The sequence below is a fragment of the Lyngbya confervoides BDU141951 genome (assembly GCF_000817775.3).
In the GTDB taxonomy this organism is placed as follows: Bacteria; Cyanobacteriota; Cyanobacteriia; order Thermosynechococcales; family Thermosynechococcaceae; genus Lyngbya; species Lyngbya confervoides.
This window is the reverse complement of record NZ_JTHE03000026.1, coordinates 1-6,145: the sequence shown is the minus strand read 5'-3', so window position 1 is coordinate 6,145 and position 6,145 is coordinate 1. Positions and strand designations below refer to the sequence as shown.

Below are 6,145 nucleotides of genomic sequence, written 5' to 3'. Positions count from 1 at the left end.
GGAGGATCATGGGGTGTTGGTGGCGAAGGTCTTCGCCAACTCTCCTGCCGATCGCGGTGGCATTCGAGCGGGAGATGTTATCCATCAAATCAATGGCCAAGGGGTCACCGAGGCAGCGGCGGTACAGGAAGCGGTTGATGCTAGCCAGATTGGGCAAGTTCTCAAACTTGAGCTTACCCGCAATGGACAGACCCTGCACTTAGCGGTCAAACCGGGTGCCCTTCCTGCCGCCAAAGCCAGTTAGATTCTGTCGATTCTGTGGTGTAAATAGATGATGACCCCCTCGACCCGCCCCCAGGCTTCGTCATGGGCCAGCGATCGCCCCGTTTGGCTTGAAACTTTGCAAACCCTTAGCCTGAGTCTGCTGATGGCCCTGGGAATCCGCACCTTTATCCTTGAGGCACGCTACATTCCCTCCGGATCGATGGAACCGACGCTTCAGGTCAACGATCGCCTGCTGATTGACAAACTCAGCTACGACTTTACCGCTCCCCATCGCGGCGACATTGTTGTCTTTAACCCGACGCCAGAGCTGGAACGAGAAAATTTTCATGAGGCCTTTATCAAACGGGTAATTGGTCTGCCAGGCGATAGGGTGGAGGTGAGTGGGGGACTTGTCTATGTGAATGGTCAAGCGCTCTCGGAAAAATACATTGCAGATCAGCCTAAGTATCAGTGGGGGCCGGTTACCGTTCCGGCCCAGGACTATCTGGTGCTCGGTGATAATCGCAATAATAGCTACGATAGTCACTATTGGGGGTTTGTGCCCCGTCAGGATATTGTGGGGAAAGCGGTGGCGCGATTCTGGCCGCTGGATCGCTTAGGAACTGTAGAGTAATGTCCATCCTCTAATTGGGTGGGGGCAGACTCGGCGGGGGGTATCCCACGTTTGTCGTTCTCCTCTTATACGGCAGTTCGTCAAAGGGGGCAAGCGTCGAGCGTATGGCGGCACGGTCACCCGTCACGGGTTTCGTAAAGGTGATTTGGTGGTTGCCGAGATGGCAGGGCGTCAATATACCGGCTGGGTTTCTGGAGACACAGCCAGACAAGTTTCAGTATCCGATAGCCACTGGCGACGATTGGGGCAGTTCACGGCTTCTAAGGTGCGGCTGATTGCTCGAAATACTGGATTGCTAGCCTCAGGGGCATTGAACCCCGTTCGGCTAGCGCATTGTTCCTCACACGCTTGCAATCTTTGATTCAAGCGGGGTATCCACAAAGGAGTTTTTTGATGAAAGATCCAGATCCGGCCGAATTTCTTTGGCGCATTGTCTACGCGGTTGGAGGAATCCTTGTCATGATTGTTCTGGGAGGTTTTATTTTCGCCTTTATTCGCTACCTATCCTCTGAATCTAATTTTCAGGATAGGCCCTCAGAATCTCCCCTTATCTTGCCAGAGTAAGGTCCTACCCGTAGCCTATTTGGTCGGAAAAGTACAGAATTGAGCTAAAATGATGCCTATTGCATCAAATGTCAAAATTATCTGGTGAATATGCTGGATTTTCTGACCTTTAATCCAGGCGCATACACCAGAAATTAGGTGGCTGACCCAGGGGCGGCAGCAAGGATTGACACAACTTTGACATCTGGCGATCGCCCTGTTGTCACATCCGCACTCTATGTTACATCCAGGTTCAAAGAGGTCGATGTAGGGGGAACGCGGCCTCTCCCCTTTACCCGCTTTCACCCTCACAGGTTGCCCTTGGTTCAGAGATGGCGCAGTTGATACACTGTGTGCTTCTAACCAGGGGCATTTACTGATGGTTATGTCCTGGCCGTTATGTTCTGGCCGTTATTTTCTAATCTGTGATCTCCTCGATTCCCGCATTGCTTCCCAGCGCCAGGGAAAGGGTGAAGGGAAGGTGAGAGATGAATGCTATCTTGCTATTCATGTTGACTGAATGCATGAACTGAACGCATGAACTGACTATGGGGCAGGGAATCTTCGCTGGCGATATTGGATAATTTCATGGATTCCTAGCAGGAATATAGCGCTCAAGAGGGGAACAAGATAATAAATACAGCGGTAGGCTAGTAAGGCCCCCAGTAGCTGGAGGCTAGGAACCGGTGGAGATAACAACAGCAGAATCATACTTTCAAACACCCCCAAGCCGCCGGGTACATTACTGATTACCCCGACCACCTGGGCCAGTAAATAAATGCCAAAAAATCCAAAGAAGGAAAGCGGAATGCTTTTGGGCAACAGTATAAACAGGACGCCTGCGGCCAGGATCCAGTCGAGTGAGGTGAGGCCGATCTGAAGAATCGAGATTTGCGGCGGAATATGGGGTAAAACCCAGGAACGCAGCCGAAGGGGACGGCGACGAAACCAACTCAGGCCCAAGTATGCTGCTGTGACCAGAGTAAAGCAAAGGCCCAGAGGGAGCACTGTTTCAAAGGGCAGCTTTAAAAACTTCGGGAGTGCAATGGGGTCAAACAGGAACATCACCCCTCCAATGGCAAACAGTCCCAGCCAAAAGCTAAAGTTGCAAAAGGCAATGATGCGGCTAATTTGCGGAAGGGTGAGCCCCCAGGCGGTATACATTCGATAGCGAAGGGCACTGCCGCTGAGCAGGGCAAAACCAACGCTGTTACTGACGGCGTAGCTCACCAGGGCTGCCTGGGCTGATTTTTGCCAGGCCAACGGGACCTTGATGTATCGCAAAGCCAGGATGTCATAGCCTGCCAGCACTGCGTAATTCGCTCCCGTGAGCCCCAGAGCCAGAAGAATCCAGGGCGAGGGAATCGATCCCAAGGCTTGGAGCAAGGCAGACCAGGAATATTTTTGCACCTCCTGAGCGATCGCCCAAACCGCAAGACCAAAGAGACTCAGGCCCAGGAGCCCCGAAGTCCATTGGGATAGACGCTGCCAGGGGAGGCCCAGTTGACGAAGCAAGCCAGGGTTGAAATAATCCCAGAGGCGATCGCCCGAATCTGCTCGCACCAGGGCAAGGACCACCTCGGGCAGGGTCGTTAAACTGGGATAGACCAGATATCGAGGCTCCCAGCGCGGATCAAACTTATCCTTGTAGGCGTGTAATCCCTGAAAGTTGTAGAACTGATTCAAATGCTCGTACAGGAAATGTAGCACTCGCTCTAGTCTGCGAGATGTGGAGGATTGTCCCACCCCTGAAAGAGCCGAAAGTCCTAAATTAAAACCGTCGTATCCTTGCGCTTGGAAGTGCTCAAACAACGCGATAAAGAGAAAATCCATGATTCCATGCTCTACAACCTGTCGGCGACGCATTAAATCAATGGTGGCTTCATTGTTTTGATATTCAGGAATGACATTGGCAAAGGCCTGAGGCGTCCCATCCGGGGCCAGCACCACGGCAATTTCACTCTCGCTCAAATAGGTGCGATCAAACCATCCTAGGGAAAACTGTTTTTCAGCCCCCTGCATCATCGCTAACCACTCATCGCTAATGGATTCAAGCTGATCTAATAACGTCCCGGAAATAGGCGGTTGATAGAATTGAAGGCGATAGCCTGCCTGGGTGAGCTTATTGAGAGAAGATCGAAGTTTACGTCCGGCCTTTCCCTGCAAGGTAAAGCGCTGCAAATCAACAATCCCTTCTTCGCCAATTTTTAAGCTTTGCCAGCCCATGGACTGGTAAAGCTTCAGATCCTGAGGCAAGACCTGATAAAAGGCGGGCAGCCAGTCATTGCGGTGGCAAAATATCTGAAAACTCTGCAACACCTCCTGGCGCTCCGCGGGTGGCCCAATCGGATCCCCCAAGGCTAGGGCCGTCCGCCCTTTGGGGACATAGGCAATGATGCTTTGTCCCGAGGGGCTGAAGAAGTAATATTTATCGGGAAACAGTGTGAAACGGGCCAGGGAAGTACAACCGTACTGATTGACAATGGCTGTGGCGCGCTGCCGGTTTGCTTCGCTTTCTGTCTGGCTTAGCAGTACCGGGCGCAGAATCATCCAAAATGCGTATCCCAGGGAAACGGCCCCCATGAGATAGATGGAGTTGGCAAAGAACTGGCCGTAGCGGTTGGTGGCCTGCAAGCCCGCATTATCCGCGGTAAAAAACATGGCCAGGGTTTGCCGGAACGCCTCTAGCAGATTAAACTTCACTGCATAATGCTGATCTAGCCATAGGAAGCCCAGGGTGCCGTAGGCCAGGGTAAAAATCAATGCCCCCCCCAACACCCGGATTCCCTGACGAATGGAGGGCGGATCGGACTGGGCGGTAAAGTGCGATCGCAGCAGGATTAATTGCAAAAGCAACGTCCCAGACAGTAGCGCCTCCTCATAGTCCAACCCCTTGAGGAGATGACTGACAATGGAAACCATCAATAGCCCAACCGCGAGCCGCCATGCCCAGGTTTTGCGTCGCAGTAACCGCGTGGCCAACGTCAGCAGAAAAAAGCCTGTTAGCGCCGCAAAAATATGTCCCCCCGCTCTGACTTCAAAGGGATAGAGATCGGCGAGCCATTCCCAGCGGTTGCGTAACCCAGGGGTAATGGCCGAAATAATATTAACCCCCCCGACCAATGCCGTGAACAGCGGAAGCATCCACAGCAATCCTTGAACCACCGGAGCGCGATATCGCATCATGGATTTTGAGGGACTCCATTGCTATCTCTATAAAATCAATCCGTTCCAACCCATTCCAACTTCGCCGGCTATACCGTTATAGGTAATGGTAATAGGTGGAAATAATTCGGCTTTTTTTGGTTTTTAAGGCGTTTTTTAAGAAATATCCAGTTTGATTGTGTAATAAATTTTCCCACCAATGGTGGGTGACCAGCATGGGGATAATCACGGTGGAAAAGGACGCCTGATTTTGCGCTTCAAAGTTGGCCACGAAGTTGGCCAGCGGTTCAGCCACCGTGCGGTACGGGGAGTCTAGAATAACCAGGGGGATATCTCTTTCCAGGGTTTCCCAGTCCTGGCGAATGTGATCTGGTTCTTGTATGCCCATATCGACATGGACTGCCACAATCTCTTGGGCAATGGTGCGGGCATAGTCCAGGGCTGCAATTGAACCTTGATTGAGTTGCCCCACTAAAACAATGGCAGAATGGCGGGGAGGGACCGGGGGGGGCACCGACTGGGTGGGGGATGGGGGCTGAAGGCTTAATCTGGCATTCACATACCGATAATGGCGACGAATGGCTAGGAACAGCGCCACCAGCATCGGAATGGCCAGCACCACTACCCAGGCGCCCAACCGGAACTTTGTGGAAATGATCACCAGCAAGACGCCCATCGTGGCGAGTCCTCCCAGTCCATTGACCAGGGCACTGCCCAACCAGCCGGAACGGCGATCGCTCAGCCAATGGCGCACCATGCCAAACTGGGACAGGGTAAAGGAGGTAAATACGCCCACGGCATACAGAGGAATGATCCGATTCACGCTGCCCTGGAAGATGAAGAGCAGCACCGTGGCGAAACCGCTCAGCAACAGGATGCCATTGGAATAAACCAGGCGATCGCCCAAGCGCATGAGCTGACGCGGCAGAAATTGGTCCCTAGCCAGCAGCGAAGCCAGCCTGGGGAAATCGGCATAGCTCGTATTGGCCGCTAGGATCAAAATTAAGAGCGTTGCAGCCTGGAGCCCATAGTAGAGCGGCCCCGTTCCTAGAATCTGTCGTCCGAGCAGGGATAAGACCGTTTCTCCCTCCGTCGGCACAATCTGATAGGCATGGGTGAGGAAGGTAATGCCTAAAAACATCGACCCCAGAATCACGCCCATGGCCAGCATGGTGCGTCGGGCATTGATCCACTCCGGTACCCGGAAGACCGGCACCCCGTTGGAAATGGCCTCAATGCCCGTGAGCGCTGTGCAGCCCGCTGAGAAGGCCCGGAGAATTAAGAATAAGCTCACGGACTGCTGGGCGGGGATGCTGGGTGGCGAGGGCGGGGGAACTCCCAGGATCTGCTGCCCCAGACCCAGGAGCAGCAACCCAAAAATGCTGAGGATAAATAAATAGGTGGGCACCAGAAACAAGCGACCCGATTCCCGCAGCCCTCTCAAGTTTGCCAGCATCAGCAGTCCCACAAACAAGATGCACAGTTCTGTGGTCCAGGGGGTGAGGGCGGGAATGGCCGAGGTGAGGGCGGCTGTGCCAGCGGCAATGCTAACCGTCACCGTTAGCCCATAGTCAATCATCAGGGCGCTGGCCGCCACCA

At 53.4% G+C, this 6,145-nt stretch carries 5 protein-coding genes; 2 read left to right on the top strand and 3 right to left on the bottom strand.

The genetic code is table 11. The annotated features are described in order from the left end of the window. Both QQ91_RS03955 and lepB read left to right on the top strand, forming a co-directional pair. Positions 1-244, top strand: a 244-nt coding sequence (locus QQ91_RS03955) for a PDZ domain-containing protein (protein WP_166283930.1), incomplete at its 5' end; no start/stop codon positions are given. Positions 245-271: 27 nt separating this feature from the next. Further along, entirely contained in the window at positions 272-838 is a 567-nt protein-coding gene (gene lepB, locus QQ91_RS03950) for a signal peptidase I (RefSeq protein WP_166283928.1), read from the top strand. Between the two features lie 171 nt (positions 839-1,009). Here lepB and QQ91_RS21895 read toward each other — a convergent pair whose 3' ends face one another. From QQ91_RS21895 to QQ91_RS03935, 3 genes are all read right to left on the bottom strand, one after another. Further along, entirely contained in the window at positions 1,010-1,204 is a 195-nt protein-coding gene (locus QQ91_RS21895) for a hypothetical protein (protein ID WP_201277524.1), read from the bottom strand. A gap of 723 nt (positions 1,205-1,927) precedes the next feature. After that, complete coding sequence (locus QQ91_RS03940) at positions 1,928-4,567, bottom strand: phosphatidylglycerol lysyltransferase domain-containing protein (RefSeq protein ID WP_166283926.1); 2,640 nt, start codon at positions 4,565-4,567, stop codon at positions 1,928-1,930. A gap of 76 nt (positions 4,568-4,643) precedes the next feature. Beyond that, a partial coding sequence (locus QQ91_RS03935) for an APC family permease (RefSeq protein WP_166283924.1) occupies positions 4,644-6,145 on the bottom strand: 1,502 nt, incomplete at its 5' end.